At 29.4% G+C, this 3,424-nt stretch carries 3 protein-coding genes and 1 pseudogene; all 4 read right to left on the bottom strand.

Annotated elements, in window-relative coordinates; genetic code table 11:
* Positions 1–49: 49 nt before the first annotated feature.
* A pseudogene (locus tag PLW95_04230) lies at positions 50–391 on the bottom strand (galactose-1-phosphate uridylyltransferase).
* A 7-nt stretch (positions 392–398) separates the two neighbouring features.
* Positions 399–1,613 carry a glucose-1-phosphate adenylyltransferase gene (gene glgC / locus PLW95_04225; GenBank protein ID HOV21870.1) on the bottom strand — a complete coding sequence of 405 codons (1,215 nt, stop codon included), beginning with the start codon at positions 1,611–1,613 and terminating at the stop codon, positions 399–401.
* Positions 1,610–1,972 (bottom strand): response regulator, encoded by a 363-nt coding sequence (locus PLW95_04220; protein ID HOV21869.1) that lies wholly within the window; start codon positions 1,970–1,972, stop codon positions 1,610–1,612. Before PLW95_04220 ends, glgC begins: the two co-directional genes overlap by 4 nt.
* A gap of 14 nt (positions 1,973–1,986) precedes the next feature.
* Positions 1,987–3,424, bottom strand: a 1,438-nt coding sequence (locus PLW95_04215) for a HAMP domain-containing sensor histidine kinase (GenBank protein HOV21868.1), incomplete at its 5' end; no start/stop codon positions are given.

The following is a 3,424-nucleotide window of genomic DNA, read 5'->3' as shown; positions in this document are numbered from 1 at the left end:
ATCAGACTTTATAATTGCCTCAACAAGTTTAATTTTCTTTATTTGCATTTTTGTGTTGGGGTGTCTCAATAATTACCTCATGAGCACCAATACCATTCATTATGTCATACATCCCTACCCCCCTTCTATTCAGTTCTCCTTCTATCCTTAATGCAGGAAATTTATTTGGCACAACTCGTACTTCCCAGCCAGTAGTATTGGCAGGTGTACTACCATGCCTTATAGAAAATATCTCAGGGGGTGTTTTATCTTCATTACCAGGACAAAATGGACAGAATGTTTCTTTTGATGTCTCTGCCTCACTGCTTATAAAATCTGATGGTCTGAATTTTCTTTCTGTTGCTATAACAACCCATCTTCCTATTACAGGGTCTTTCCTTAATTCTGACATATTCACCTCACCATTTGTAGTTTTTAGGTATTACTACTATTCCGTTTTCTGATACATGAAATCTTTTCCTTGCATCTTCTAAATTATAACCTATTTCAGTATGTGGAGGAATATCCACATTTTTATCTATAATGGTTCTTTTTATTTTACAATGTCTTCCAATATTTACATTTTCAAATAAAATACTATCAATTACCTCAGCATAACTATGAACCCGAACATTTGATGAAAGTACACTATGAATTACTTTACTTCCGCTTACAATACAGCCACTGGAAAGCATTGTATCAGTGACAGATGCTTTTCTATCTCCAGTTGAAAAGACAGTTTTCGCTGGCGGATATTGTTCCTGAAAAGTTCTAATAGGCCAGTCCCTATCATAAAGATTTAAAAGAGGGTCAACATTTACTAAATCCATATTTGCTTCCCAGTATGAGTCAATTGTTCCTATATCCCTCCAGTATTTTGTATTTTTTTTATTTTCATCTATAAATCTGAAAGCATAAATATTATCTTTACCAACCATTGAAGGAATAATATCCTTTCCAAAATCATGAGAACTTTCTGATTTTTTAGCATCTTCTATAATTTTTTTAATTAGAACATCAAGATTAAATATATATATACCCATTGAAATAAGTGCAACTTCGGGATTTTCAGGAGAAGGAAAGGGATTATTTGGTTTTTCTTTAAATTCTATTATCCTATTATCTTTGTCTACGCTAAGTACTCCAAATCTATGTGCTTCATTAAGTGGAACTTCAAATGTAGCCAATGTCATGTCTGCTTTTTTTTTAAGATGTTCATTTATCATTCTCATATAGTCCATTTTATATACCTGGTCACCTGAAAGTATAAGTATAAGTTTTGGTTTTTCTAATTCAAGTATATTGATATTCTGAAAAACAGTATCAGCAGTTCCTTGATACCATTCGTCACCAATTCTTTGTTGGGCAGGAACAAAATCAATAAATTCTCCCAATTCCCTTGAAAATATATTCCATCCTTCTCTAATATGTCTGTGTAAAGAAAGCGATTTGTATTGTGTAAAAATATAAATTTTTCTTAGCCCAGAATTTATTGCATTACTTAATGGAAAATCAATAATTCTATATATTCCACCAAAAGGAACTGCAGGTTTTGTTCTATCTCTTGTGAGAGGATATAACCTTTCTCCTTTTCCACCAGCAAGAATAAATATTGTAATATCTTTTAAATTCATTTTTCACTTAGAATATCTTTCACTTTATTTTTTAATAAGTCAATATCTGAATTTTTAATTAAGTATGCATCTGCTGCCCATGTTAAAAACTGTTCTCTATATTGAGGATAGGCAGTATAAATTACTATAGGAAGATTTCTTTTTTTTGTCAGTAATTTTCCCAATGTTTCTATACCATCCATTTTTGGCATATGAAGGTCAAGTATAACAAGGTCGCACAAATTTTTCTCTACAAACTCTATTGCTTCTATTCCATTTGATACGCAGGATACTTCAAATCCTTCTTTTTCAAGCTCTTCTTTATAAAGAATCTGCTCATTTATTACATCTTCCACAATAAGTATTTTTTTCTTTATCATTTCCCCCCCTTTCCCTAATTTATTATAGGGAAATATATTTTTACTTTTGTTCCTTTTTTTTCAACAGATTCTATTTCTAATTTCCCCCCATAACTTTCAACAAGATTTGACACAATAAAAAGTCCAAGTCCAAGTCCTTCATTTTTTGTAGAAAAAAACGGCTCTATTACATAAGGGATATTTTCTTTCGGTATGCCTTTTCCAGTATCTTCAACAGATATTTTCAAAAGTGAGTTTTCAACTTCTGCTGATATTTTTATTGTTCCTCTTTCCATATTTTCAATAGCATTTGATATTAAATTAAATAATATCTCATATAATTGTACCTTTTCCGCTTTTAATGAAATATTTTGCTGTATATCAATTTGCACATCTATATATTTTTTAGATAATTCAAGTTCAAAAGTGTCAAGAATTTCTTTAACTATATCCAGTAAAGAAATTTTTTCTATTTTCATTGGAGTAAGTAAAGTAAAATTTGAAAATTTATTCAAAATTTGCTCAAGTTTTTTTATTTCTTTCAAAACAATATCCGCATCTCTATGAATAGAGGAAATATCATTTGATTCCAATATTCTTTTTACAAAACCACCAGCAGTAGCAAGTGGGTTTTTAATTTCATGAATAAAATAAGATGCCATTTTCCCTATGGTTGATAGTTTTTCTTTCTTAACTAATTCTTCCTGCATACTTTCCATTGCACTATGAAGTTCTTTTAATTCTTCAAGTTGTTTTTGAACAATATTGTAATTATTGGCATTTTCTAATGCAATTCCTGTTTGTATACTGATTAACGAAATAAGTAATAATGTGGATTCATCAATGGGGTGAAAGTGAAAAGCATTATCAGCCATAATGATACCTATAATATCTTTTGAAGAATATAGAGGTAGTAATACTATCTCAGAAGGTATAAATATTGTTTCTATTTCTTTTGGTAAATAAATACTTGCCTGCTTGTTATCCATATACATATGAAAAATTTGTTTTTCTTTTATTACTCTTTTAAAATAATTTTCTTCATTTAGTTCATCTAAATTAATTACTATTTTTCTAATTGTTTGTGGGAATTTTTGTGTTGCAAGTTCTTTTTCAAGATTATATGAAAGATATTCTTCAAGGGAGATATTTTTTTTACTTAATTCACTCCATATTTTATATGCTTCCTCATTATCAAAAGGGCCTATTCCTTTTCTCCCATATATGATATTTTTATCTCTATCATAGTAAAAAACTGCTGCTCTACTTAAACCAATTGCTCCATTTGCTGTAAGTCCTGTAAGAATTACATTAAGTATCCTGTTTTCATTAAATGTTTCTTTTATCGTTTTTGAAATAGTATGAAGTAAATATAATTGATAATTCAAGAGCCGACATTTTTCTTCAATTGTTTTTACCATTTTTTCACCTTTTTTATTATTATACAGGAAATATAAATGGAACTCAATAATA

Source organism: bacterium (genome assembly GCA_035370465.1).
Taxonomy (GTDB): Bacteria; Ratteibacteria; UBA8468; order B48-G9; family JAFGKM01; genus JAGGVW01.
Note: the sequence above shows the minus strand (reverse complement) of the source record. Positions and strands in the feature narration are given on the sequence as shown.